Origin of the sequence: Bradyrhizobium sp. 521_C7_N1_3 (assembly GCF_052075975.1) — a bacterium.
GTDB classification, from domain to species: domain Bacteria; phylum Pseudomonadota; class Alphaproteobacteria; order Rhizobiales; family Xanthobacteraceae; genus Bradyrhizobium; species Bradyrhizobium japonicum.
Genome location: NZ_CP197232.1, coordinates 569,309 through 593,567, shown reverse-complemented (window position 1 = coordinate 593,567; position 24,259 = coordinate 569,309). Strand labels below are relative to the sequence as shown.

Sequence of the window (24,259 nt, the reverse complement as noted above, 5' to 3'; positions counted from 1 at the left end):
GTTGGAACCAGTTTTCCTGCAGGGAACCCGGCGGTTTCACTCAACAAAGTCAATTTTCGCGGCTGTGTTGCCCACCATGAATTGCGCGCGCGAGGGAACTACGCGAGCGACAATGTGGCCCCGAAGTGTCGGTGCCTTATTCCAACCTTGTATCGTCGAGCAGATGCGCGAGGAACGCGCGGACATCCTTCGGCTCGTCGAAATGGCCGTTGACGCCGATGGCGCGGCGGCCGACCGAGAAGGCGAGCCCGTTCATGTCGGGCATGATCGCGAACACGGTCTCATCGGTAACGTCGTCGCCGATGAAGATCGGACGGCGCCCTTTGAAAGGCTCGTGCTTCATCAATTCGCGCACGCCGGTCGCCTTGGTGAAGCCGGCATGCTTGATCTCGCAAACGAACTTGCCGGGCAGCACCTCGATCGGCGCATTGGGTAGATCGGCGCGGATCAGCGAGACGGATTCGTAGATCGCCTTCTCCGCATGTGGCGCGAGACGATAATGCAGTGCCAGCGAATAGCCCTTGTCCTCGAGCAGAATGCCGGGGCTGAGCTTTGCGATCGCGGCAAGGCGGCGCTTCAGCTCCTTGTCCATCGGCGGCGCATGCACGTCGTCGGCTTCATTGCCGACCGACAGGCGCATCTCCGCGCCGTGTCCGGCGACCGCGCGAAACACGTCGGGTGCGAAGATCAGATCGATGTCGTTGAGCGAGCGGCCGCTGACCATCGCCAGCGCGCCGGAGGTGCGCTCGGTCAGGCGGTTCAGCGTTTCCGACAGGCCCGGCGGCACCCACACCTCGCGCGGCGTCGGCATCAGGTCGAGCAGCGTGCCGTCGATGTCGAGCAGAATCGCGGTCTCCCCCAGATGCGGCACGAGCGCGTGCGGCACCGGCACCGCGTCGGGCGCTTCTTCGTCAACCATGGGGCGCTTCTGATCCAGTTCAGCCAGTTCCGATTTCATAGTCTACTCCATAAAGGCAAGCGGCCGCGCGATTTGTTCGAGCGATTTTCGTTCCGCGGCGACGGCGTAGCGCCACGCCACGATCGCAGCCGCGATCATCAGGAAGGCCCCCAGCAAATAGCCCGCGAACACGCTGGTGCGTGATCCCGTGTCGATCAGCGCGCCGAACAGCGCGGGCCCGATCACGCCGCCGATGCCGGTGCCGACCGCGTAGAACACCGCAATCGCCAGCGCGCGCACTTCCAGAGGGAACGTCTCGCTGACGGTCAGGTAAGCCGCGCTCGCGGCGGGCGAGGCGAAGAAGAAGATCACCATCCAGGCTATGGTCTGCCCCTGCGCGCTCAGCGCGCCGATCGAGAACAGATAGCCCGAGAGCGCCAGCAGCACGCCCGATACGCCGTAGGTGAACACGATCATGACGCGGCGGCCGAGCGTGTCGAACAGGCGGCCGAGCAGCAACGGCCCGAGGAAGTTGCCGGCAGCGAACGGCAGGAGATACCAGCCGACATGATCGGCGCTGATGCCGTAGAAGTCGGTCAGCACCAGCGCGAAGGTGAAGAAGATCGCGTTGTAGAAGAACGCCTGTGCGACCATCAGCACGAGGCCGACCAGCGCGCGCTGGCGATAGACGAAGAACAACGTGTGCACGACCTCCCTGATCGGCGTGTGGTCGCGCATCTTCAGCCGGATTTTCGCGAAGCGGCCGTCGCTCGCGTGCTGGTCGTGCCCGATCACCGAGCGCTCGATCTCGTCCACGATGGCGTGGGCCTGGTCGGGCCGGCCGTGGATCATCAGCCAGCGCGGGCTCTCCGGAATCCACATCCGCATCAGCAGCACGACAAGACCGAGGGCTGCGCCGATGAGATAGGCGAGGCGCCAGCCGAGATCGGGACCGATCAATGCGGGATCGAGCAGCACGATGGCCGCCACCGCGCCCATCGCCGCGCCGATCCAGAAACTGCCGTTGATGACGAGATCGGTCCAGCCGCGATAGCGCGCCGGCACCAGTTCCTGAATCGTCGAGTTGATCGCAGTGTATTCGCCGCCGATGCCGGCGCCGGTGAGAAAGCGAAACAGCGCGTAGCTCGCGACATTCCACGACAAGGCGGTCGCTGCGGTCGCGGAGAGATAAAGCGCCAGCGTGATGAAGAACAGTTTCTTGCGGCCGATGCGGTCGGTGAGCCAGCCGAAGCCGAGCGCGCCGAGCACCGCACCGGCAAGATACGCGGAATTGGCGATACCGAGATCGAGATTGGAGAATTGCAGCGACGGACTCTGCTTCAGCGCGCCGGAGAGCGCGCCGGCGAGCGTCACCTCGAGCCCGTCGAGGATCCAGGTGATCCCGAGCGCCAGCACGACGCGGGTATGAAAGCCGCTCCACGGCAGCGCATCGAGCCGCGCGGGGATGCTGGTCTCGACGATGCGGTCGGCCGCGGCCGCCGCAGAGACTGCAGGTCCATAATTCAGCGCTGGGCTTTGCTGCAATTCCATCGCGTTGCTGGGTCTAACCAATGGAAGCGGCCCCGGTTCACATGGTGTGGACGGGGGCGATCCGATCATCGGGGGTGCGGCATTCCGCCTGCCACCTGCGACAACGTCTGCGGCAAGGGCAGGTTCCCGCAGGAACAGCCCTGGGGTCGTCCGTTTGCGATGGAGCCGCAGGGTGTTGACGCATGGCTCACGTCAGAAAGACGACACATTCTCGAAAGGCAGGAGCGCGGAAAACCAGTGCGAGGCGCCGCACGACCACGCGCAAGGGCACGACGCGCGCCTCGCCAAAGCGCTGGTCGCAGCGCGTGACGAAGGAGAGCGATGCACTCGACCTCAAACAGAGCGTGTTCAGGCTGACCAGCGCGAAGAACATCGCGACCTCGCTGAAGCGCTCGGCCGAACACAGCTCGCGCCGCAAGACCGGCGCCTACCGCTCGGCGCGCTCGATGCTGACCTTCTACATCAACCCCGCCGGCAAGACCCTGCCCAAGACACAACGCGCACGGCTGGAACGCGCGAAGGTCGAGTTGAGGCGGGCGTTCGGGTGGGAGAAAGACTCGGTCTGAGTCTTAAGCCGCCCGGATATTCCCCATGAAGCGATCGAGCTCGGCGCGCAGGCGCGTGCTTTCGGATGACAGCGTCTTGGCCGAGTTCAGCACCTCCTCCGAGGCCGAACCGGTTTCGGCGGCGCCGCGGTTGACCTGGCCGATGTCGGTGGCGGCGGTCTGGGTGCCCTGCGCAACGGTCTGGACGCTGCGCGCGATTTCCTGCGTCGCGGCGCCCTGCTGCTCGACGGCGCTCGCAATCGACGTCGAGATCGACGAGATCTGGCCGATGGTGGCGCCGATCTCCTTGATCGCTGCGACCGATTCGGCCGTCGCGCCCTGCATTCCGGTAATGTGGGAGGAGATTTCGTCGGTCGCCTTCGCGGTCTGGCTCGCCAGCGACTTCACTTCGCTGGCGACCACGGCAAAGCCGCGGCCGGCCTCGCCCGCGCGCGCCGCCTCGATGGTAGCGTTGAGCGCCAGAAGGTTGGTCTGCTCGGCGATCGCGGTGATCAGCTTGACCACTTCGCCGATCTGCTGGGCGGCGTGCGAGAGCTTGCCGATGCGGCCGTCGGTTTCCTTAGCCTGCACCACGGCAGCTTCCGCGATGCGGCTGGAGTCACGCACCTGGCGGCCAATCTCCTCGACGGAGGCCGAGAGCTCTTCGGTCGCGGTTGCGACCGACTGCATGTTGCTGGAGGCCTGCTCGGAGACACCGGCGACCTGGCTCGACAGGCTCTGCGTGGTCTCGGCGGTGCGGGTCAGCGTGGAGGCCGCCGATTCCAGTTGCACGGCGGAGGCGGAGACGTTGGAGACGATGGCGCCGACGGCGCTCTCGAAATCATCGGCAAAGCGAATCAGCTCGGAGCGTCGGCTTGCGGCCTGCTCGCGGTTCTGGACTTCGCTGGCTGCGGCGTCGCGCTCGGCTTTCGCGACCGCCTGAACCTTGAATTCCTCGACTGCACCGGCCATCTCGCCGATCTCGTCCTTGCGGCCCAGGCCCGGCAACACGACGTCGAAATTGCCCGACGCAAGCTCGCGCATCGCCTTGCACATCGCGATCATCGGACGCGAGATGCCGTTGCCGAGCATCAGGGCCAGCACGGCACCAATGGCGAGGCCGCCGAGCGCCATCATCAGCATCAGCCGTTCGGTCTCGGTGATGGTGGAGTTGGCGCTCGCTTCGATGCGCTGCTGATCCGAGGTCAGATCGGACCGCAACTCGGCGGAGAGTTTCAGGATCCCCGTCGCCGTCTTGGTCATCTCGCCGTTCAACTTGACGATGACCTTCACGTTCTCGGTCAGCTTCGCAAACGAGGTGCGGTACTGCTTCAGCAGATTGCCGATCTCGGTGACGCGGTCGGTGATCTTCTGGTCGTTGGCATAGATCGAGACCAGCAGCGTCTCCAGGAATTTGATGCGGGCGATCACGCCGTCGGCGGTCTTCGGCTCCGGCTTGGCGACGAAGGCGCTGACCGAGGTCGAGACCGCGAGATATTGCGAGGTGACGTCCTTGGCGGTGGTCTGAACCGAGTTCAGGCCCGCCAGCGCGGCCGTATCGGCGAGATCGTCGAACTTGAAGCGGATCTTGTTGCCGACGCTGTTGAGCTCGTCGGCGGCGATCTTGTTGTTCTCGCGCGTCAGCGTGATGATCTCACCGAACACCTTGGTGAAGCGCTGGAATTCGGCCTCGAGCTTGCCCACCTGCTCGCGGCGCGCCGCGCCGGTCGTGGCCGCCACCGACTTGGCGATCGCGCTCTTCAGATTCTCTTCGGCGGCCTTGGCCGCGGTCTCGTCATCGGTCGCGCCCGTCAGCGTATAGGCCCGCGCCAGTCCCTGATAGGCGATCAGCTCGCGGTCCACGGTCCGCGCGAGGTCCGCTTCCGACACGCTGGCCCGGTAGGAGGTTACGGCGGCCTGGATCCGCTCGAAGCCGAAATAGGCGAAAGCCATGCTGACCGCGAGGATTGCCAGCACCGCCACGAAGCCGAGGATGATTTTTGCACGAAAACGCAGGGTGAAGAGCTTCGATGTGTTCGGCGTCGACTTGACGGGCATTCCCCACCCCATTCCATTCGCGGAAAACCAGGCGCAGCCCGGAAGCAGCCCGCTTCCTGACTCGTGCGCACGGTAGAGTGCAAAGGATAAGCCGCGGTAAATTTATGGCGTCGCAACTTGCGGTTAGGTGACGCGGGGAGAAGCGTACTCCGCTGTCGTCCCGGACAAGCGAAGCGCAGATCCGGGACTCATAACCACAGGGAGTGGTTTGGCGAGGACTCGGAGTTACCAGCTCACACCGCGATTTCTTCTTGGGGTTATGGGTCCCCGCCCCCCGTGCGCAATTGCGCACTAGGCGGGGACGACAGTGGAGGGTGGCGCTACAGCGCCCCCTTAAGCCGCCCGGATATTCCCCATGAAGCGATCGAGCTCGGCGCGCAGGCGCGTGCTTTCGGATGACAGCGTCTTGGCCGAGTTCAGCACCTCTTCCGAGGCCGAACCGGTTTCGGCGGCGCCGCGGTTGACCTGGCCGATGTCGGTGGCGGCGGTCTGGGTGCCCTGCGCCACCGTCTGGACGCTGCGGGCAATCTCCTGCGTCGCGGCGCCCTGCTCCTCGACGGCGCTCGCGATCGAGGTCGAGATCGACGAAATCTTGCCGATGGTGGCGCCGATTTCCTTGATCGCGGCGACCGACTCGGCCGTCGCGCCCTGCATGCCCGCGATGTGCGAGGAAATCTCGTCGGTGGCCTTCGCGGTCTGGCTCGCCAGCGACTTCACTTCGCTGGCGACCACGGCAAAGCCGCGGCCGGCCTCGCCTGCGCGCGCCGCCTCGATGGTGGCGTTGAGCGCGAGAAGATTGGTCTGCTCGGCGATCGCGGTGATCAGTTTGACCACCTCGCCGATCTGCTGGGCGGCGTGCGAGAGCTTGCCGATCCGGCCGTCGGTCTCCTTGGCCTGGACTACCGCAGCTTCGGCGATGCGGCTGGAATCGCGGACCTGGCGACCGATCTCCTCGACGGAGGCCGAAAGCTCTTCGGTCGCGGTTGCGACCGACTGCATGTTGCTCGAAGCCTGCTCGGAGACACCGGCAACCTGGCTCGACAGGGTCTGCGTGGTTTCGGCGGTTCGGGTCAGCGTGGAGGCCGCCGATTCGAGCTGCACGGCGGAAGCCGACACGTTCGACACGATGGCACCGACCGCGCTTTCAAAGTCATCGGCAAAGCGAATCAGCTCGGAACGGCGTGCGGTGGCCAGTTCCTTGTTCTGGGCTTCGCTGGCGGCGGCGTCGCGCTCGGCCTTGGCCACGGCCTGAACCTTGAATTCCTCGACCGCGCCGGCCATCTCCCCGATCTCGTCCTTGCGACCGAGGCCCGGCAGCACGACGTCGAAATTGCCCGACGCAAGCTCGCGCATCGCCTTGCACATCGCGATCATCGGACGCGAGATGCCGGTGCCGAGCAGGAAGGCGAGGATCGCGCCGAGCAGCGTGCCGCCGACGGCCAGCATCAGCACCAGTTGCTCGGTCCGTCCGATGGTCGCTTCCGACTCCGAATCCAGCCGCTGCTGTTCGGCGACGAGGTCTGCCTTCATGGCGGTGGCGCCTTGCAGGATCGCACCGGCCGAACCGCTCATCTCGGTGACAAGCTCATCCACCATCTTGGCGTTGGCGATCAGCTTCTCCAGCGCTTCGCGATAGGCCACGAGGATCGTCTTGGCATCCTTCAGGCCGGCGACGATCTTGTCGTCCATGGAATAGACCGCGCCGAGCGAATTCTCGACGAATTTCAGCCGTGCCAGCGCGCTGGTCGCGATCGCCTGATCGGAGGTCAGCACGAAATTGGTGGCTGCGGCGCTCGCGGTCTGGAACTGGGCGTTGACCTGCTTGGTGCCGAACTCGATCGACTGCGCCTCCGAATCGGAGGCGTTGTTGCCGATATCGTCAAGCTTGTATTTCAGGAGATTGGCTTGGCGCGTGAGCTGGTTCTGCACCAGCAGCGCGCTGTCGCGCTTGGCCTGGAGGACCTTGGCGAAGGTTGCGGAGAAGTTGGAGAATTCCTTGGCGAGCTTGTTGAGGCCCTCCTGCCGTGCCGGCTTCTGGGCACTCTTGACGGCCTGATCGATGGCGCTCTTCAGGCCGGTCTCGGCTTCCAGCGCCGCCTTGGCATCGTCCTCCTTGCCGGTGACGACGAAATATTTGACGGCCGAACGGTAGGCGAGCAGCTCGCGGTCGATGTTGCGGGCGAGATCGGCCTCGGTGACGCTACTGCGGTAGGATCCGACCCCGGACGAGACCCGCTCGAAGCCGAAATAGGAGAAAGCCATGCTGCCGGCGGAGATCACCAGCACCGCGGCGAAGCCGAGGATGATCTTGGCGCGGAACCTGAGGGTCGGAAATATTGTACGCTTCGACGGCGACGCGATACGCCCGGACATTCCAACCCCCATTTTCTATTCAGCCGTGATCCGGAGGCGCCCCGCCCCCGGACCCGGATGCGCAAAACTAGGGCACAATGGATAAAGGGCGGTAAATTCGGCAGGCTCGTGCAATCCGGGGCTTTATCGGCCAAAGGCCGACCGGATGGGATGACGGCTGGCATCCCACATGGGCCGACCATTTTGCGGCTGTCGACCCGCTCCGCCCGCCCAAGTCATTGCCCGCTCGTCAGGATCGATGACTTTTCCATGACCGGCGTGACCAAAATCCTAGTTGCAAAGTCCGGGGGCGGCGGTCTCTAATTAGAAACAATCAAAATCAATCCGGGGAGGTATGTTCCGTGTCTACAGTCAAACTGACGGTGAACGGCAAGGCCGTTGCCGTCGACGTCGAGGACCGCACGCTGCTGGTCCAGCTCCTGCGCGATCACCTCAACCTCACCGGGACCCATGTCGGCTGCGACACCAGCCAGTGCGGCGCTTGCGTCGTACACGTGGACGGCCGGGCGGTGAAATCCTGCACCATGCTGGCGGGCCAGGCCGACGGCGCCAGCGTCACCACCATCGAAGGCATCGCCAAGGGCGACGAGTTGCACCCGATGCAGGCCGCCTTCCGCGACAATCACGGCCTGCAATGCGGCTATTGCACGCCGGGCATGATCATGTCGGCGATCGACATCGTGCACCGCCATGGTGGTGAGCTCGACGAGCCCACGGTCCGCCAGGAGCTCGAAGGCAACATCTGCCGCTGCACCGGCTACCACAACATCGTCAAGGCCGTGCTGGACGCAGCCGGACGCATGAAGGTCTCGCAGGCGGCCGAGTAAATCGGCGCGCCTCGAATAAAGAACCACCGCTGCTGCTTTCGAGGGAAAGCGCAGTCAAGACAATTCCGGTCGGGAGGACCAGACATGGGTGTTGAAGGCATCGGCGCGCGCGTCGTGCGCAAGGAAGACAAGCGTTTCATTACCGGCAAGGGCCGTTACGTCGACGACATCAAATTGCAGGGCATGACCCATGCCCATTTCATCAGAAGCCCGCATGCGCACGCCAAGGTGAAGAAGATCGATTCTTCCGCCGCGCTGAAGATGCCGGGCGTGGTTGCAGTGCTCACCGGACAACAGGTCGTCGACGACAAGGTCGGCAATCTCATCTGCGGCTGGGCCATCACCTCCAAGGACGGCAGCCCGATGAAGATGGGCGCATGGCCCGCGATGGCGCCGGAAACCGTGCGCTTCGTCGGCCAGGCCGTCGCCGTCGTGATCGCCGACAGCAAGAACCTCGCGCGCGACGCGGCCGAAGCTGTCGTCGTCGACTACGAGGAACTTCCCGCGGTCGCCGATATCCACGCCGCGATCAAGTCCGGCGCACCTCAGCTTCACCCTGAAGCCCCCGGCAACCAGGTCTATGACTGGGTGATCGGCGACGAGGGCGCGACGGATGCCGCCTTCGCCAAGGCCGCCAATGTGGTGAAGCTCGACGTCACCAACAACCGCCTCGCCCCGAACGCGATGGAGCCGCGCGCGGCGATCGCGGACTACGACGCGGCGGAAGAGCACTTCACTCTCTATACGACGTCGCAGAACCCGCACGTCGCCCGCCTGGTGCTGTCGGCGTTCTACAACATCGCCCCCGAGCACAAGCTGCGCGTGATCGCCCCCGATGTCGGCGGCGGCTTCGGCTCAAAAATCTTCATCTATCCTGAGGAGATGGTGGCGTTGTGGGCCTCGAAGAAGGTCGGCCGCCCGGTAAAATGGACCGGCGACCGCACCGAGGCCTTCCTCACCGATGCGCATGGCCGTGACCATGTGACCCATGCCGAGATGGCGTTCGACGCCAACAACAAGATCACCGGCTTGAAGGTGAAGACCTACGCCAATTTCGGCGCCTACATGTCGCTGTTTTCCTCGTCGGTCCCGACCTATCTCTACGCGACGCTGCTGTCGGGCCAGTACAACATCCCGGCGATCCATGCCGAGGTGGTCGGGGTCTACACCAACACCACGCCGGTCGACGCCTATCGCGGCGCAGGCCGTCCCGAGGCGAGCTACCTGATCGAACGTCTCATGGAGACGGCCGCGCGGCAGCTCAAAGTCGATCCGGCTCAGCTGCGCCGGACCAACTTCATCACCCAGTTCCCGCACCAGACGCCCGTGATCATGGCCTATGACACCGGTGATTTTAACGCTTCGCTCGATGCCGCGATGAAGGCGATCGACTATGCCGGCTTCGCAGCCCGCAAGGCCAAGGCGAAGGCGGACGGCAAGCTGCGCGGCATCGGCGTGTCCTGCTACATCGAGGCCTGCGGCATCGCGCCCTCGAAGGCGGTCGGCAGCCTCGGCGCCGGCGTTGGTCTGTGGGAATCCGCCGAAGTGCGGGTCAACCCGGTCGGCACCATCGAGATCCTGACGGGGTCGCACAGCCACGGCCAGGGTCACGAGACCACGTTCTGCCAGCTTGTGGCGGATCGCCTGGGCGTTCCCATCAGCCAGGTCTCGATCGTTCATGGCGACACCGACAAGGTGCAGTTCGGCATGGGCACCTACGGCTCGCGCTCCGCGGCCGTCGGTCTGACCGCGATCCTGAAGGCCATGGAGAAGATGGAATCCAAGGCCAAGAAGATCGCCGCGCATGCGCTTGAAGCGTCCGAGGGCGACATCGTCATCGAGAACGGCGAGTTCAAGGTGGCCGGTACCGACAAGGCGATCGCCTTCCCGATGGTCGCGCTCGCGGCCTACACCGCGCACAATCTGCCTGACGGGATGGAGCCGGGCCTGAAGGAAAGCGCCTTCTACGACCCCTCCAACTTCACCTTCCCGGCCGGCGCCTACATCTGCGAGCTCGAGGTCGATCCCGGCACCGGCAAGACCTCCTTCGTCAACTTCGTCGCGGCCGACGATTTCGGCCGGTTGATCAACCCGATGATCGTCGAGGGACAGGTCCATGGCGGCCTTGCCCAGGGCATCGGGCAGGCGCTGCTCGAGCACGCCATCTACGATGCCAACGGCCAGCCCGTCACGGCCTCGTTCATGGACTACTCCATGCCGCGCGCCGACGACCTGCCCTCGTTCAACCTCTCCCACACCACGACGCTGTGCCCGGGCAATCCCCTGGGCATCAAGGGCTGCGGTGAGGCCGGCGCGATCGGCGCCTCTGCGGCCGTGATCAACGCGATCACGGATGCGATCGGCAAGAACAACCTGGAAATGCCCGCAACCCCGGACCGGGTGTGGCGCACGATCCACGCGGCCTGAGAGGAGCAACAAGATGTACCAGACCACTTATCATCGCCCCTCCTCGGTCGACGAGGCCGTCGCCCTGTTCGGCAAGAGCAGTGAGGCGAAATTCCTCGCCGGCGGCCAGACGTTGCTGCCGGTCATGAAGCAGCGGCTCGCCGCACCGTCAGACGTGATCGACCTCGGCAAGATCAAGGAGCTGCAGGGCGTCGAGCTCTCGGGCGACGTGCTGACCATCAAGGCCGGCACGACCTATTTCGACATCATGCAGAATGCCGATGTGAAGAAGGCGATCCCCGCGATCGCCTATCTCACCTCGGTGCTCGGCGATCCCGCCGTGCGTTATCGCGGCACGATCGGCGGCTCGATCGCCAACAACGATCCCGCCGCGGATTATCCGGCCGCGCTGCTCGCGCTCGGTGCCACCGTCAAGACCAACAAGCGGTCGATTTCGGCCGAGGACTTCTTCCAGGGCCTGTTCACGACGGCGCTGGAAGACGGCGAGATCATCACCGCGGTGTCGTTCCCGGTGCCGGCGAAGGCGGGCTACGAAAAGATGCGGCACCCGGCCTCACGCTTCGCGCTGACCGCCGTGTTCGTCGCGCAGACGAAGTCGGGCGAGATCCGTGTTGCCGCCACCGGCGCCTCGCAGAGCGGCGTGATGCGGGTGCCCGCGATCGAGGCCGCGTTGAAGGCGAACTGGTCGCCGTCGGCGCTCGACAATGTCAGCATTCCGGCGAGTGGATTGCTGGCCGATATCCACGGCTCGGCGGAATACCGCGCCAACCTCGTCAAGGTGATGGCGCAGCGCGCGGTGGCCGCCGCGGGCTGATCGGGTCGATAAAGCGCGACAGCGCGTCGCGCCTTAGCGCCTCAACACAAATCTTCCGCGGCGCGCAGCAATGCGCGCCGCTTTTATTATGCGCCCATGCATGAAAACCGCTTGCCTCGCGGACATGAAGGCGAGAAAAGTTAATCAGCCAATTAACTCGCCCCGAAAGAGGAACGTCAAAGGCGATCGCCGGACCACCGGCATTCGCCGGCGACCCGAGGAAACAACAACGTGCTCGATAAACCAGCGCCCACCTCCTCCGTCCGCACCTCCGGCCCGCTCTCGGGCTTCCGCGTCGTCGAATTCGCCGGCATCGGACCCGGCCCGTTCGCCTGCATGATGCTGGCCGACATGGGCGCCGATGTCGTCACGCTCGATCGCGTCGGTGCCAAGAAGAGTATGAAGTCGGTCGCGGGCCGCGGCCGCAAGGTGATCGAGCTCGACCTCAAGGACAAGGCGGCGATCGCAGAGGTGCTCGACCTGCTTGCTAGCGCCGATGCGCTGGTCGAGGGCTTTCGTCCCGGCGTGATGGAACGGCTTGGGCTCGGCCCGGACGTGGTGCTCGCGCGCAATCCGAAGCTCGTCTACGGCCGCATGACAGGCTGGGGCCAGGAAGGCCCGCTCGCCAACGCCGCCGGCCACGACATCAATTACATCTCGATCACCGGTGCGCTCGCCGCGATCGGCACCAAGGAAGCCCCGGTGCCGCCGCTCAATCTGGTCGGCGATTTCGGCGGCGGCGCGCTCTATCTCGTCGTCGGCGTGCTCGCCGCCCTCCTCGAAGCGCAAAGGTCCGGCAAGGGCCAGGTCGTGGACGCCGCGATGTGCGACGGTGCGGCATCGCTGATGTCGTTCTTCTTCGACATGACCACGATCGGCCGCTGGACCGAAGGCCGCAACCAGAACTTCCTCGACGGCGGCGCGCATTTCTACGGCGTCTACGAATGCGCCTGTGGCCATTTCGTCTCGATCGGCTCGATCGAGCCGCAGTTCTACGCGCTGCTCCGCGAGCACGCGGGCCTGACCGATGCCGATTTCGATGCGCAGATGGACCGCAAGGCCTGGCCCGCGCTGAAGCAGAAATTGCAGGCCGTGTTCAAGAGCAAGACCCGCGAGGACTGGTGCAGGATCATGGAAGGCACCGACATCTGCTTCGCGCCGGTGCTGACCATGTCGGAAGCGACCGAGCATCCGCACATGGTCGCCCGCAACGTCTTCCTCGAACGCCACGGCGTGAAGCAGCCGGCGCCGGCACCAAGGTTCTCGCGCACGCCGTCTGCGGTGCGGGAGCCGGAGGGCGCGGAGATTGGTGCGGTGATGGCTGCGTGGAAAGCAGGCCGCTAACAGTACGCCCGCACCACGTACTGCGCCGTCGTCCCGGACAAGCGCAGCGAAGCGGAGCGCAGATCCGGGACCCATAACCACAGGGAGTAGTTTGGCGAAGACTCGGAGTTATCAGGTCGCGCCGCAACTGCTCCCTGTGGTTATGGGTCCCCGCCCTCGTGCGCAATTGCGCACTAGGCGGGGACGACACCGATAATGCGGATGCAGTTCGCGTCTAACGCAGCGACCTACGCCGCGTTATCCACCTTCAACACGCCGCGGCGGATCTGGTCCTCCTCGATCGACTCGAACAGGGCCTTGAAATTGCCCTCGCCAAAACCATCGTCGCCCTTGCGCTGGATGAACTCGAAGAAGATCGGACCGATCGCGTTGGCGGAGAAGATCTGCAGCAGCACCTTGGTCTGGCCGCCATCGACCACGCCCTCGCCGTCGATCAGGATGCCGTTGGTCTGGAGCCGCGCGACGTCCTCGCCGTGCTTGGGCAGGCGCGCGTCGATCCGCTCGAAATAGGTCTCCGGCGGCGACGGCATGAACGGCAGGCCGGCTTCGCGCAGGCCTTCGATGGTGGCGTGGATATCGCGGCAGCCGCAGGCGATGTGCTGGATGCCCTCGCCGCGATAGATATTCAGATATTCCTCGATCTGGCCGGAATCGCCGGCGTCCTCGTTGATCGGAATCCGGATCTTGCCGTCGGGGCTGGTCAGCGCGCGCGAGAACAGGCCGGAGGCGCGGCCCTCGATGTCGAAGAAGCGGATCTGGCGGAAGTTGAACAGCTTTTGGTAGAAGCCCGTCCACACATCCATGCGGCCGCGATGGACGTTGTGGGTGAGGTGATCGAGATAGAACAGGCCGGCGCCGACCGGCCGCGGATCACGTGCGCCCAGCCACTCGAACTCGGTATCATAGGCCGAGCCCTTGGCGCCGTAGCGATCGACGAAATAGAGCAGGCTGCCGCCGATGCCCCTGATCGCGGGCACATCGAGCGTCTTCCGCGCCGACGACACATCGGCAGGTTCGGCGCCGAGCGCGATCGCACGGTCATAGGCAGCTTTCGCGTCGACCACGCGAAACGCCATCGACGGCGCGCAGGGGCCATGTACGGCGACGAAGTCGAAGCCGTGGGTGCCGGGCTCCTCGTTGACGAGATAGTTGATGTCGCCCTGGCGATAGACCGTGATCTTCTTGGTCCTGTGACGCGCGACGGGCGCATAACCCATCAGCTTGAACAGCGCGTGCAGTTCTTCCGGATTGGGATGCGCATATTCGACGAACTCGAACCCGTCGGTGCCCATCGGATTGTCGGCGGTGATGGTGGCCGGCGGTGCATCGTGCGGAAACGGACCCATGGTGCTCTCCAATTGCTGCTGCCATGAACTATCCTTCACCGGTCGTGCAATGAGCGTGCAAACAGGATGTATTTTGGCTATCATATGCACGATCCGTGCATGAAATGGATAAATTGCGCATGACCTCGGTAGACACCTTCGACCTCAAGATCCTGGGCGCGCTCCAGGATGACGGCCGCCTCACCAACCAGGAACTCGCCGACCTGGCGGGACTCTCGGCCTCGCAATGCTCGCGGCGGCGGATGCGGCTGGAGGAGGAGAAGGTGATCTCGGGCTATCACGCCGATCTCTCCAGCGAGGCGCTGGGCTTCGGTGTGATCGCCTTTATCCAGGTGGGGCTCGCGACCCACTCGCCGGACAATTCGAAACGCTTCCGCACCTTGGTCAACCGCATCGACGAGATCCAGGAAGCCTATTCGCTGACGGGCGACGCCGATTACGTGCTGAAGGCGGTTCTCCGCGATCTCAAGGGTCTCTCCAACCTCGTCAACGACGTGCTGATGCCGCACCAGAGCGTGGCGCATGTGCGTTCCTCGATCGTGCTCGACAGGCTCAAGGAGAGCTCGCGGCTGCCGCTCACGGACTTGAAGGCTGGCTGAAATCGAGGGAACTACGCCATTCGCGCCTCACGCGCCGTCTGCGATGATCAAGCCAATCTGCGGAGATTCAGCCATGGCCCTCCAGCTTCGACCGAACTGCGAATATTGCGACCGCGACCTGCCGCCCGATGCGACGGACGCGCGGATCTGCTCCTATGAATGCACGTTCTGTGCGGATTGCGTGGAGACGAAACTCTCCAACGTCTGTCCGAATTGCGGCGGCGGTTTTGCGCCGCGCCCGATCAGGCCGACGCAGGAATGGCGGCCGGGCGTGTGTGTCGCCAAGCACGTGCCATCGGACAAGCGGGTGCATTTGAAGTACAGCGTGGAAGATGTCGCGGCGCATTGCGCGCGGGTGCGCGGCGTGCCGCCGGAGCGGCGGTAATTTCGAGGCCGTCGTTCCGGGGCGATGCGCAGCATCGAACCCGAACCTCGAGATTCCGGGTTCGCGCTACGCGCGCCCCGGAATGACAGTGACCCTACTCCGCCGCCAAAATCGTCCCCTCGACCTCGCCGAACCCGACGCGATAGCCGTTACCCTGGCACCAGCCGCGCATCACGAGGCTGTCGCCGTCTTCCAGGAACGAGCGCTTGGCGCCGCCGGGCAATTCGACCGGCTCGGTGCCGTTCCAGCTGATCTCCAGCAGGCTGCCGCGCTGGTTCTTCTCCGGGCCGGAGATCGTGCCGCTGCCGAGGAGATCGCCGACATTCATCGCACAGCCGCTGGAGGCGTGGTGCATCAGCTGCTGCACCGAGGACCAGTACATGTATTTGAAATTGGTGCGGCTGATGCCGGCGGGCGCATTGGCGCCGGCCGCGCGCAGGGACACGTCGAGCTCGAGATCATAATTCTGCGGCTTCGCCTGCTTGAGATAATCCAGCGGTACCGGCTCTTGCTCCGGCCCCTTCAGCCGGAACGGCTCCAGTGCCTCGCGCGTCACCACCCACGGGCTGATCGAAGTCGCGAACGCTTTTGCCAGGAATGGGCCGAGCGGCACATATTCCCATTGCTGGATGTCGCGCGCGCTCCAGTCGTTGAGCAGCACGAAGCCGAAGATCATCTCCTCGGCCTGTTGCTCCCCAAGCATGCCGCCCATGGCTGAGGGCTGGCCGACCACGACGCCCATCTCCAGCTCGAAATCGAGCCGCTTGCACGGCCCGAAGCTGGGTACCTCGACATTCGGCGGCTTCAACTGCCCGCGCGGCCGCTTCACTTTTGTGCCGGAGACCACGACGGTCGAGGCACGGCCATTATAGGCGATCGGCATATGCAGCCAGTTCGGCTGCAGCGCGTTGTCCTTGCCGCGGAACATCACGCCGACATTGGTGGCGTGCTCCTTCGACGAATAGAAGTCGGTGTAGCCGGAGACCGCGAAAGGTAGATGCAGTCTTGCATCGCGCATCGGCACCAGCACCTGCTTGCGCAACTCCTCGTTGTCGCGCAGCTCCGGATGATCGTGGCGCAGCAGCTCGCTGATCCGCGCCCGAGTCTTCGTCCAGACTTTTGGTCCGAGCGCCATGAACGGATTGAGCGAGGGACCGGAGAACACGCCGAGCGGACCGACATCGAGCCGGCAATCCTGCTCGAGCGCCCAGAGATCGAACACGTAGTTGCCGATCGCGACACCGACGCGTGGCGTCGGATTCGCCGCGGTCGAGAACACGCCATAGGGCAGGTTCTGGATCGGAAAGTCGGAGGCGGGATCGACCTCGATGAAGGATCGGAGGCTGGGGTCGTTGGGGTGGGGCATTGGTTTCCCGTGGCGCAGCGGTGATGGTGTCACCCTCCCCTGGAGGGGGAGGGTCGGCTCATATTGAGCGCAGCGAAATATGAGACGGGGTGGGGTGATCTCTCAACACGGGCAGTGCTCCTTGCGGAGAGACCGCCACCCCACCCGCTACGCATTCCGCTTCGCTGCATGCGTGGCGACCCTCCCCCTCCAGGGGAGGGTAAGCAAGACTACCGCCTGTTCGGATCGAACCGCTTCTCCAGGCCCGTCCAGCAATCCGCGTAATTGTCCTGCAGCGTCGACGACTTCGCGGCATGCGCCGTCACGCGCTGCGGGTAGCGGGTCTCGAACATGAAGGCCATGGTGCCGGTCAGCTTCACCGGCTTCAATTCACCGTTGCTCGCATGCTCGAAGGCATCGCGATCCGGGCCGTGCGGCAGCATGCAATTGTGCAGGCTGATACCGCCCGGGACAAACCCCTGCGGCTTGGCATCATAGACGCCGTAGATCAGGCCCATGAACTCGCTCATGATGTTCATGTGATACCAGGGCGGGCGGAAGGTGTTGTCGGCCACCATCCAGCGCTCGGGGAAGATCACGAAGTCGATGTTCGCGGTGCCCGCGGTCTCCGACGGCGAGGTCAGCACCGTGAAGATCGAGGGATCGGGATGATCGAAGCCGATCGCGCCGACCGGGGAGAAGGTGCGCAGATCGTATTTGTAGGGCGCGTAATTACCGTGCCAGGCCACGACGTCGATCGGCGAATGCGGCAACGTGGTCTTGAACAGCGATCCGCCCCATTTCACATAGAGTTCGGTCGGCGTGTCCTTGTCCTCGTAATGCGCGACCGGCGTGAGGAAGTCGCGCGCGTTGGCGAGGCAATTGGCGCCGATCGGCCCGCGCTCCGGCAGCGTGAAGGCGCCGCCGTAATTTTCGCAGAGATAACCGCGCGCAGGACCGCTCGGAATCTCGACGCGGAATTTGACGCCGCGCGGGATCACCACGATCTCGCCGGGCTCGGCGTCGATACGGCCGAACTCGGTGACGACGCGCAGATTGCCCTGCTGCAGCACGAACATCAGCTCGCCGTCGGCATTGTAGAAGTGCTGGTCCACCATCGATTTGGTGATGAGGTAGACATGCGCGGCCATGCCGGCCTGCGTGTTGACGTCACCGGCGGTCGTCATGGTCTGCACGCCCTGAAGGAAGGTCATGTCCTCCTTCGGGATCGGCGCCGGGTCCCAGCGCAGCTGCGCGATCGGCAGATCGTATTCATGGCAGGGCGCCGAGCGCCACAGGCCGGCATCGGCCTTCTCGAAGCGGCCGGAATGCTTCACCGACGGGCGGATGCGATAGAGCCAGGAGCGCTCATTGGTGCCGCGCGGCGCGGTGAAAGGTGAGCCGGAGAGCTGCTCGGCATAGAGGCCGTAGGCGCAGCGCTGCGGCGAGTTGCGTCCGATCGGCAGCGCGCCCGGCAGCGCCTCGGTCTCGAAGCTGTTGCCGAAGCCGGACATGTAGCCCGGCGTGACCTGCGCCGAGCTGCGGATGATCTGATCAGGCGAGGTGTTGACGTTCATGACTATCCTCCTCCTTGCAGGGCGGCCCACATTTCCTGGTCGCGCTTGTCGGTCCAGATCACGGGGTCGTCGATCCCCGACGCCTCGTCATAGGCGCGCGATACGTTGAACGGCAGGCAGTGCTCGTAGATGGCGAAGCTGTGGAATTTCGGATCCATGACTTCGCGCGTCGCCGCCATCGATTCCTTCAGCGTACGCCCCCTGGCGACCGAGATTTCGGCCGCGCCATAGAGCGTCGTGACGAAGTCGCGCGTCATCGCGATGGCTTCGCGCACGGTGGCCGTGCCCTTCAGCGCATCGCCGCGGCCCGGCGCGATCGCCTTGGGATTGAAGTTGCGGATCTCGTTCAGCGTCAGCGGCCATTCGCGCAAATGCGCGTCACCGCAATAGCAGGCCGAGTGATATTCGATAAGGTCGCCGGAGAACATCACTTCGGCATCCGGCACCCACGCGACGATGTCGCCGGAGGTGTGGCCGGCGCCGAGCTGCATCAGCCGCACTTCGCGCTTTCCCAGATAGATCGACATCTCGCCTTCGAAGGTCAGCGTCGGCCAGGTCAGGCCGGGAATGCTCGCTGCATCCTGGAACAGCCGCGGGAAGCGGCCATATTCGGAATCCCAATCCTGCTGGCCGCGCTCCTCGATCAGACGATAGGTCTCCTGCGAGGCCACGATGCCCTGCGCCTTGTAGGCGGAGGCGCCCAGCACGCGCACCGCGTGATAGTGCGACAGCACGACATATTTGATCGGCTTGTCGGTGACGGTGCGGACGCGCTCGATCACCTTGTTGGCCATCGCCGGCGTCGACTGCGCGTCGAACACCAGACAGCCGTCATCACCGACGATGATCGCGGTGTTCGGATCGCCCTCCGCGGTGAAGGCATAGAGATCGGTGCCGATCTCGGAGAAGGTGATCTTCTTTTCGGAGAGATCGCCGGTGGATGCGAAGTTCTTCGCCATCAATTCGTCCTCAGGTCTTTGGGTTATTGTTGTTGCTGTTGTTGCTGCTGGCCGTCGGTCATGCGCCGCTTCGCGAGCACGATCGCTTCCCGCAACACGTCGATGTCGCCGATATGGTTGGCGAGGATCAGGACCAGTGCCGCGTCGAAATCGGCGCTCTGCTCATCGGTGAAGCCGCGGTGCGCCTCGACGATGGCACGAAAGGCATCGTCGGGCCGCGCGAAGTTGGAGCTGGTTGAAAGCGGCATGCGAATCCTCAATTCAAGCCTTAATTCAAGCCTTGGGCCCGCGACAAGGCGGCCGCGATCGCCGCACGCGTCGGATGGCGGAAGCGCGCCGCAACATAGCCGTCGGGCCTGAGCAGATAAGCTGTATCAGGCTCGGCGTCATAGCGCTTTGCGACCAGGCCCGAGGGATCGGCGAGCCCGCCCTCGCCACCGATGCGGATATCCTTCACACCATCGGGTGCATCGATCGCCGCGCCATTGCTGAACGACAGCAAGGTGAAGTCCGTTCCACCCCGGCGGAATGCGTCCGTCAGATAGGCCTGCTCGCCAACGGGGGCGTCCAGCATGGAGGAGCCGGGCAACGGTCCGCCGCGCCATGCCTCCGCATCGGGCGATGACAGCGGCGAGTCGTAGCTGCACGGCACCGAGAGCCGCCCGCCATTGACCATGCGCTTGCCGAATTCGGTCTCCTTGGCCAGCGACAGCACCGCTTTGCGCAGCCGCGCTTCCTGATGCGAGTTCGGCGCCATGAAATCGGTCGAGCGGGTCGATTCGCGGATGTTCTCGTCGGCAGCCAGGCTCCGCTCGACATGGTAGCTCTCGAGCAGGCTCCCGGGCGAGGTACCGCGCAGCACGCGGTCGAGCTTCCAGGACAGATTCTCCGCGTCCTCGAGCCCGGAATTGGCGCCGCGCGCGCCGAAGGGCGAGACCTGATGTGCGGAATCGCCCGCAAAAATCACCCGGCCGTGGAGGAAGCGATCCATCCTCCGGCACTGGAATTTGTAAAGCGATATCCACTCGAACTCGAACTTGTCGTGGCCGAGCATGCGTGCGATCCGCGGCCGCACGTTCTCCGGCTTCTTCTCGACGACGGGATCGGCAAAGCGATTGAGCTGGAGATCGATGCGCCAGACGTCGTCGGGCTGCCGGTGCAGCAGCGCGGAGCGCCCGGCATGAAACGGCGGATCGAACCAGAACCAGCGCTCGGTCGGGAACTCCGCCGTCATCTTGACGTCGGCGATCAAAAACTGATCCTCGAACACCTGTCCTGCGAACTCGGCGCCGACCATCTGCCGCAGCGACGAGCGCGCGCCGTCGCAGGCGACGACATATTGCGCGTGCATACGATAGGCGCCCTCCGGCGTCTCGATCGTCAGCGCGACGGAATCGTTGCGCTGTTCAAGCGCCGTCACCTTGTTGCGCCAGCGCAGATCGATCTCAGGGAGATCGCTGATGCGATCGACCAGATAGGCCTCGGCATAATATTGCTGGAGGTTGATGAAGGCCGGCCGCTTGTGACCGTCTTCCGGCAGCAGGTTGAACTGGTAGAGCTGGGACTCGCCATGGAAGATGCGGCCGACGCTCCACACCACGCCCTTCTCGACCATGCGGTCGCCGACGCCGAGCCGGTCCCAATATTCGAGCGACCGCTTGGAGAAGCAGATCGCGCGCGAGCCTTCGCCGATCCGGTCGGCGTCATCCAGAAGGACGACGCGCTGGCCGCGCTGGGCCAGGTCGATCGCGAGCGACAGCCCCACCGGCCCCGCGCCGACGACCACCACGGGATGCTCGGCCGCACTCTGGCCGGGACGATCCTGGTCGGGGTGGCGGCGATAGCCGAACTGGGTTTTGGCCTGCTGCGTATTGGCCTGCGCCATGCGCTAACCTCGGCTCTGGTCAAGAGAGGACTGATCTGCTAGATAGTCTCACGTGCAACTATTTTGGACCGGAGCCGGCCGGCCGTCAACTGGAATTCGGAGCGCTCTCCTTGGCGAGGACATCCAGCGACATCGCGCTGAAGGCACGTGAGGCCGATGAGGCTTCGTCGCGGCCGAAGTCGCGGCTCGATTTGTTCAAGTTCGTGCCGTTCCGCCTCAACCGGCTTGCTGCGGAGGTGAGTTCCGCGCTTGCGGTCGAATATCAGGAGCGTCACGGCCTCGACATTCCAGCCTGGCGCGTGATCGCCACGCTCGGCTTCCGCAACGATGCCTGTAGCGCGCAGTACATCTCGCAATGCACCCGCACGCACAAATCCACCATCAGCCGCGCCGTGACCACGCTGCTGCACCAGGGGCTAATCGAGCGGGTCGAGAACGAAGCCGACCGCCGCGAATTCCGCCTGCAACTGACGAAGAAGGGTCGCGCGCTGTACGAAGAGCTGTTCCCGCAATTGCTGCGGCGGGAAGACGAGATCCTCGCCTGCCTCTCCGCGCAGGAGCGCAAGCAACTTTCGGCCCTGCTCGGCAAGATCGAACAGAGCCTCGACCTGATCCAGACCAGCGAAGAGGCCGACGCGAAAGAGGCGTATTAGGGCGCATACTCATAGAGGTGCAGACGTCGGCTTTTGGGAGGCCGATTGAGAAAGCTTGGCAGGTCCGTGACGGCACTGGCTTATATAGCGGCGCTACTTGTGGCGTTTGCCGCAACTCGCGCATACGCCGCTGACATAGGTTATCTGGCTCCCCCCGGAGTCGCTGCAAACGAGTTTCCCTCACCACAGCGCCCTGTTGCACGGATCGTCAGCCCGCGCCGCGCCGCCGAAGAGCGCCGAGACGCCCTCAATGAAGCCGGTCAAATCGCACGTGCTCTTGAACTGAAACCAGGCATGACAGTCGGCGATATTGGAGCAGGCAGTGGCTACCACACGGTCAAGCTCTCCCGCCTCGTCGGACCCGCCGGCTCTGTCGTTGCCCAGGATGTCACGCGGGATTACCTCGTCGAGCTCGCCAGGCGAACAGAACGTCTGAAGTTGACGAACGTGCAATTCGCCCTCGGCGAACCACACGATCCGCGTCTGCCCGCTTCCTCGCTGGATGCCGCAATCCTCGTGCACATGTATCACGAGGTAGCCCAACCCTACGCCTTCCTCTACAATCTCGCGCCCGCCTTGAAGCAGGGTGCGCGGGTCGGGATTGTCGATCTCGAGCTTCCGACGTCGAAGCATGGCACGCCAATTGAGCTCTTGCGCTGCGAATTGACCGCCGTCGGCTATCGCGAGGTCGCCGCATATAAGCTCGCAGGGGACGGAGGATATTTGGCGGTATTCTCTCCGCCGGAGGTAGCGGCTCGAAAATCTCCCCGCGATATCGTTGCTTGTGCGGATCCTGCCGGCACTCGCTGACACCACGCCCGCCGCCCGCCTCAGAGGCTGAACATGTCCGAAGAAGAAGTCAGACCGCAAGTCGCCGGCTGAGGCTCGGACCGGCGCTTTTGATCCTAAGCGGTCATCAGAGACGGACAACCAACGATACCGGCATGGACGCTTCGTTCCAACTGTCTTAGGTTCAAGCCGCAGGTGATCTACAGGCGAGCATGGAAGAACGCTCCTCCGGCAGTTCTAAAGAGCGCGCGAATAATCGCTCCACTACGCAACCGTTAATATGGTGGTTCGTTCTAGCCCTCATGGCGCTAGTTGCGTCACAAGTCATGCGGCTGCATCAACATCAAGCGCTAAGTTGGCTTCTCTGGGACTATGCGGGTCGGATCACTGCTCTCACCATTTTGGCGGCAGTGCCTCCTGCTCGGATCGCTGCATTTCGAACAGGTGAACGTCAAATTTCACTTTTTGAGATTGTCCTTTGGATCGTCGGAATTTGCTTGCTAGATCGCTTTGTCCAGTTGCCGCAATCTCTCCTCAATGCGGCATTCCCGACAACCGTTCTCGGCGCATATCCGCACCCGACCGGATGGCTAAAAGCGTTCGATCTTTTTCTTGGCTTAGCCTTGGTAGCTATCAGCGAAGAAGTCATATTTCGCCGATACATCCGGCTAGCATTTCGGCCTTATCTGGGTGACGGCATCTTTGCCGTTCTCGCTACGTCAGTTTTGTTCGGCGCATCTCATTGGTGGGCCGGCCTTGGTAATGTCCTTTCTGCGGCCACTGTTGGCCTCTTCCTCATGTTAATGCTGCGGCGGTCGGGTGTGCTATGGCCGGTGGCACTCGCGCATTACCTGATAGATTTGATTAATTTCGCCTAACGCGCCTTGCAGGTTCGGAAGTCTTACGACTGCTACTGGCCCGAATCGAACGAACGGCGATGCTCCTTTGCGCGCTGCTTTCAGGAGCGCAGCGGACACCAGGCTCGCCTGATCTGAGCCGCGCTTAGGACTCGCAAGTACACGCCCCGGATTCCGTCACTTCGCAAACGACCGCGACGGCGGCAAATGCAGCGCCCAGGCATCGACCTTGTCGCTGGCACGCGGATAAATTTCCGTCACGATCGGATCGTGGCCGGGGATGAAACGATCGGGATGACCGGCGAGGCGTTCGATCGTCTCCCAGCCCTGCGCCATGTCGCCGATATTGTAGACGATGGGGAACGGGCTCTTGCGCTGCAGATTGGCGTAGTAGTGTGCGGCATCGGACGCCAGCACCACCGTCCCGCGCGCGGTCTCGACCTTGACCACCTGCAAGCCGTCGGAATGGCCGCCGACACGGTGTACGGTGACGCCGGGCGCGATCTCGCCGTCGCCGGAATAGAAGGTTACGCGTTCGCCATAGACATGACGCACCATCTGCGTGACGTGCTCGACCGAGAACGGATGTCGCAGCAGTCCGTTGCACATGCAGCGTCCCGTCGCGTAAGCCATCTCGCGCTCCTGGAGATGGAAGCGCGCATTCGGAAAGCGATCGAGATTGCCGGCGTGGTCGTAATGCAGATGCGTCACGATAATGTCGCGAACGCTCGAGGCCACGACGCCAAAGCGCTCCAGCGCATCGACCGGATTGAGCGTCAGCTTGCGCGCCCGCGCGCTCGCCTCCTCGGCATTGAAGCCGGTATCCACCAGGATCTCGCGGCCGCCGCCGCGGATCAGCCAGACGAAATAGTCGAGATCCTGCGCCGCGCCGTCATGCGGGTCGGGCTGAAGGAAATTCATGTTGGGGGTGCGTGGCGACATCGTCGCATAACGTAGGGCGTAGATTTCGTAGGCGTTTCCCATGATTTTCTTTTCTGAGTTGGACCTTCGGGGACGATCGAGCCCA

General features: G+C 63.9%; 21 protein-coding genes. 10 read left to right on the top strand and 11 right to left on the bottom strand.

Going from position 1 to position 24,259, the window contains the following annotated elements:
- Positions 1–136 precede the first annotated feature (136 nt).
- Positions 137–958: a trehalose-phosphatase gene (gene otsB / locus AB7008_RS02725; protein ID WP_028159621.1), complete on the bottom strand. Its 822-nt coding sequence runs from the start codon at positions 956–958 to the stop codon at positions 137–139.
- A gap of 3 nt (positions 959–961) precedes the next feature.
- Complete coding sequence (locus AB7008_RS02720) at positions 962–2,449, bottom strand: MFS transporter (protein ID WP_264622135.1); 1,488 nt, start codon at positions 2,447–2,449, stop codon at positions 962–964.
- Between the two features lie 182 nt (positions 2,450–2,631).
- Here AB7008_RS02720 and AB7008_RS02715 point away from each other — a divergent pair, with 182 nt between their 5' ends.
- The gene (locus AB7008_RS02715; RefSeq protein WP_441258390.1) at positions 2,632–3,015 is read left to right on the top strand and encodes a DUF3175 domain-containing protein; all 384 of its coding nucleotides are present in this window, start codon (positions 2,632–2,634) and stop codon (positions 3,013–3,015) included.
- 3 nt (positions 3,016–3,018) lie between these two features.
- Here the strand turns inward: AB7008_RS02715 and AB7008_RS02710 are convergent, their stop codons facing one another.
- Both AB7008_RS02710 and AB7008_RS02705 read right to left on the bottom strand, forming a co-directional pair.
- Positions 3,019–5,052: a methyl-accepting chemotaxis protein gene (locus AB7008_RS02710; protein WP_441258389.1), complete on the bottom strand. Its 2,034-nt coding sequence runs from the start codon at positions 5,050–5,052 to the stop codon at positions 3,019–3,021.
- Between the two features lie 333 nt (positions 5,053–5,385).
- Positions 5,386–7,425, bottom strand: a complete 2,040-nt coding sequence (locus tag AB7008_RS02705) for a methyl-accepting chemotaxis protein (protein ID WP_304492408.1) — start codon at positions 7,423–7,425, stop codon at positions 5,386–5,388.
- A 341-nt stretch (positions 7,426–7,766) separates the two neighbouring features.
- Between AB7008_RS02705 and AB7008_RS02700 the strand changes: the two genes are divergently transcribed.
- The 4 genes from AB7008_RS02700 (at position 7,767) to AB7008_RS02685 (ending at position 12,837) form a co-directional block, all read left to right on the top strand.
- Positions 7,767–8,252: a (2Fe-2S)-binding protein gene (locus tag AB7008_RS02700; protein ID WP_014490495.1), complete on the top strand. Its 486-nt coding sequence runs from the start codon at positions 7,767–7,769 to the stop codon at positions 8,250–8,252.
- An 84-nt stretch (positions 8,253–8,336) separates the two neighbouring features.
- On the top strand, positions 8,337–10,679 hold the full coding sequence (locus AB7008_RS02695; protein WP_248881085.1) for a xanthine dehydrogenase family protein molybdopterin-binding subunit: 2,343 nt from the start codon (positions 8,337–8,339) through the stop codon (positions 10,677–10,679).
- Between the two features lie 13 nt (positions 10,680–10,692).
- Positions 10,693–11,493, top strand: a complete 801-nt coding sequence (locus tag AB7008_RS02690; protein ID WP_248881084.1) for an FAD binding domain-containing protein — start codon at positions 10,693–10,695, stop codon at positions 11,491–11,493.
- Between the two features lie 231 nt (positions 11,494–11,724).
- Positions 11,725–12,837 carry a CaiB/BaiF CoA transferase family protein gene (locus tag AB7008_RS02685; RefSeq protein ID WP_304492407.1) on the top strand — a complete coding sequence of 371 codons (1,113 nt, stop codon included), beginning with the start codon at positions 11,725–11,727 and terminating at the stop codon, positions 12,835–12,837.
- Between the two features lie 227 nt (positions 12,838–13,064).
- Here the strand turns inward: AB7008_RS02685 and hppD are convergent, their stop codons facing one another.
- Positions 13,065–14,183: a 4-hydroxyphenylpyruvate dioxygenase gene (gene hppD / locus AB7008_RS02680; RefSeq protein ID WP_304492406.1), complete on the bottom strand. Its 1,119-nt coding sequence runs from the start codon at positions 14,181–14,183 to the stop codon at positions 13,065–13,067.
- A gap of 119 nt (positions 14,184–14,302) precedes the next feature.
- Here hppD and AB7008_RS02675 point away from each other — a divergent pair, with 119 nt between their 5' ends.
- Together AB7008_RS02675 and AB7008_RS02670 are read left to right on the top strand one after the other, a co-directional pair.
- On the top strand, positions 14,303–14,782 hold the full coding sequence (locus tag AB7008_RS02675) for an Lrp/AsnC family transcriptional regulator (protein ID WP_304492405.1): 480 nt from the start codon (positions 14,303–14,305) through the stop codon (positions 14,780–14,782).
- Positions 14,783–14,855: 73 nt separating this feature from the next.
- Entirely contained in the window at positions 14,856–15,167 is a 312-nt protein-coding gene (locus AB7008_RS02670) for a DUF1272 domain-containing protein (protein ID WP_304492404.1), read from the top strand.
- Positions 15,168–15,261: 94 nt separating this feature from the next.
- Here the strand turns inward: AB7008_RS02670 and fahA are convergent, their stop codons facing one another.
- The 5 genes from fahA to AB7008_RS02645 all read right to left on the bottom strand — a co-directional run bounded on the left by fahA (position 15,262) and on the right by AB7008_RS02645 (position 20,933).
- Positions 15,262–16,533 (bottom strand): fumarylacetoacetase, encoded by a 1,272-nt coding sequence (gene fahA, locus AB7008_RS02665; protein ID WP_441258388.1) that lies wholly within the window; start codon positions 16,531–16,533, stop codon positions 15,262–15,264.
- 209 nt (positions 16,534–16,742) lie between these two features.
- Positions 16,743–18,089: a homogentisate 1,2-dioxygenase gene (gene hmgA / locus AB7008_RS02660; protein ID WP_304492402.1), complete on the bottom strand. Its 1,347-nt coding sequence runs from the start codon at positions 18,087–18,089 to the stop codon at positions 16,743–16,745.
- Positions 18,090–18,091: 2 nt separating this feature from the next.
- Positions 18,092–19,048 (bottom strand): MBL fold metallo-hydrolase, encoded by a 957-nt coding sequence (locus AB7008_RS02655; RefSeq protein ID WP_028159632.1) that lies wholly within the window; start codon positions 19,046–19,048, stop codon positions 18,092–18,094.
- Between the two features lie 23 nt (positions 19,049–19,071).
- Entirely contained in the window at positions 19,072–19,296 is a 225-nt protein-coding gene (locus AB7008_RS02650) for a DUF2783 domain-containing protein (protein WP_014490505.1), read from the bottom strand.
- A 20-nt stretch (positions 19,297–19,316) separates the two neighbouring features.
- A complete protein-coding gene (locus tag AB7008_RS02645) occupies positions 19,317–20,933 on the bottom strand; it encodes an FAD-dependent oxidoreductase (RefSeq protein ID WP_304492401.1) in 1,617 nt (538 codons plus the stop codon).
- 110 nt (positions 20,934–21,043) lie between these two features.
- On the opposite strand from AB7008_RS02645, the gene AB7008_RS02640 reads away from it, so the two are divergent.
- The 3 genes from AB7008_RS02640 to AB7008_RS02630 all read left to right on the top strand — a co-directional run bounded on the left by AB7008_RS02640 (position 21,044) and on the right by AB7008_RS02630 (position 23,253).
- Positions 21,044–21,586 (top strand): MarR family winged helix-turn-helix transcriptional regulator, encoded by a 543-nt coding sequence (locus tag AB7008_RS02640; RefSeq protein ID WP_304492400.1) that lies wholly within the window; start codon positions 21,044–21,046, stop codon positions 21,584–21,586.
- Between the two features lie 45 nt (positions 21,587–21,631).
- Positions 21,632–22,396 carry a class I SAM-dependent methyltransferase gene (locus AB7008_RS02635; protein WP_441258387.1) on the top strand — a complete coding sequence of 255 codons (765 nt, stop codon included), beginning with the start codon at positions 21,632–21,634 and terminating at the stop codon, positions 22,394–22,396.
- A gap of 191 nt (positions 22,397–22,587) precedes the next feature.
- A complete protein-coding gene (locus AB7008_RS02630) occupies positions 22,588–23,253 on the top strand; it encodes a CPBP family intramembrane glutamic endopeptidase (protein ID WP_304492398.1) in 666 nt (221 codons plus the stop codon).
- A 156-nt stretch (positions 23,254–23,409) separates the two neighbouring features.
- On the opposite strand, the gene AB7008_RS02625 is transcribed toward AB7008_RS02630, so the two are convergent.
- Positions 23,410–24,216: an N-acyl homoserine lactonase family protein gene (locus AB7008_RS02625; RefSeq protein ID WP_304492397.1), complete on the bottom strand. Its 807-nt coding sequence runs from the start codon at positions 24,214–24,216 to the stop codon at positions 23,410–23,412.
- Between the last annotated feature and the right edge of the window lie 43 nt (positions 24,217–24,259).

Bases quoted from the DNA above. Each gene is read 5' to 3' on its own strand.
- otsB (WP_028159621.1), bottom strand. From the start codon at position 958: ATGAAATCGGAACTGGCTGAACTGGATCAGAAGCGCCCCATGGTTGAC.
- AB7008_RS02720 (WP_264622135.1), bottom strand. From the start codon at position 2,449: ATGGAATTGCAGCAAAGCCCAGCGCTGAATTATGGACCTGCAGTCTCT.
- AB7008_RS02715 (WP_441258390.1), top strand. From the start codon at position 2,632: ATGGCTCACGTCAGAAAGACGACACATTCTCGAAAGGCAGGAGCGCGG.
- AB7008_RS02710 (WP_441258389.1), bottom strand. From the start codon at position 5,052: ATGCCCGTCAAGTCGACGCCGAACACATCGAAGCTCTTCACCCTGCGT.
- AB7008_RS02705 (WP_304492408.1), bottom strand. From the start codon at position 7,425: ATGTCCGGGCGTATCGCGTCGCCGTCGAAGCGTACAATATTTCCGACC.
- AB7008_RS02695 (WP_248881085.1), top strand. From the start codon at position 8,337: ATGGGTGTTGAAGGCATCGGCGCGCGCGTCGTGCGCAAGGAAGACAAG.
- AB7008_RS02690 (WP_248881084.1), top strand. From the start codon at position 10,693: ATGTACCAGACCACTTATCATCGCCCCTCCTCGGTCGACGAGGCCGTC.
- hppD (WP_304492406.1), bottom strand. From the start codon at position 14,183: ATGGGTCCGTTTCCGCACGATGCACCGCCGGCCACCATCACCGCCGAC.
- AB7008_RS02675 (WP_304492405.1), top strand. From the start codon at position 14,303: ATGACCTCGGTAGACACCTTCGACCTCAAGATCCTGGGCGCGCTCCAG.
- AB7008_RS02670 (WP_304492404.1), top strand. From the start codon at position 14,856: ATGGCCCTCCAGCTTCGACCGAACTGCGAATATTGCGACCGCGACCTG.
- fahA (WP_441258388.1), bottom strand. From the start codon at position 16,533: ATGCCCCACCCCAACGACCCCAGCCTCCGATCCTTCATCGAGGTCGAT.
- hmgA (WP_304492402.1), bottom strand. From the start codon at position 18,089: ATGAACGTCAACACCTCGCCTGATCAGATCATCCGCAGCTCGGCGCAG.
- AB7008_RS02655 (WP_028159632.1), bottom strand. From the start codon at position 19,048: ATGGCGAAGAACTTCGCATCCACCGGCGATCTCTCCGAAAAGAAGATC.
- AB7008_RS02650 (WP_014490505.1), bottom strand. From the start codon at position 19,296: ATGCCGCTTTCAACCAGCTCCAACTTCGCGCGGCCCGACGATGCCTTT.
- AB7008_RS02645 (WP_304492401.1), bottom strand. From the start codon at position 20,933: ATGGCGCAGGCCAATACGCAGCAGGCCAAAACCCAGTTCGGCTATCGC.
- AB7008_RS02630 (WP_304492398.1), top strand. From the start codon at position 22,588: ATGGAAGAACGCTCCTCCGGCAGTTCTAAAGAGCGCGCGAATAATCGC.
- AB7008_RS02625 (WP_304492397.1), bottom strand. From the start codon at position 24,216: ATGGGAAACGCCTACGAAATCTACGCCCTACGTTATGCGACGATGTCG.